Origin of the sequence: Desulfopila sp. IMCC35006 (assembly GCF_005116645.1) — a bacterium.
Lineage (GTDB): Bacteria > Desulfobacterota > Desulfobulbia > Desulfobulbales > Desulfocapsaceae > Desulforhopalus_A.
In genome coordinates, this window is the sequence record NZ_SWCM01000065.1 from 1 (window position 1) to 311 (window position 311).

A 311-nucleotide genomic window follows, 5' to 3' on the forward strand; every position below is an offset into this window, starting at 1 on the left:
AGAAAGCGTAATAGCTCACTGGTCTAATGATACCGCGCCGAAAATTTAACGGGGCTAAGCATAGTACCGAAGCTACGGATTCGATAAGCTGATTTAAGTTTATTAATACACGCACGACGGGAGTTAGGTTAAGCGAGCGGTTTTTGCTCGCAAAATTCCCCCAGGCAAGCATGAGTTAATAGGTTTAAATCAGCTTATCGAATGGTAGGAGAACATTGTGGCCGCCTGTGAAGGTACACCGAAAGGAGTGCTGGAGGTTCCACAAGAGCTTATGTTGACACGAGTAGCGAAAAACAAGGTGAGAAACCTTG

The 311-nt window shown here is 45.3% G+C and carries 1 rRNA gene; it reads left to right on the forward strand.

The features are described from left to right. Positions 1 to 311 (forward strand): 23S ribosomal RNA (locus FCL47_RS24180); the annotation flags it as partial.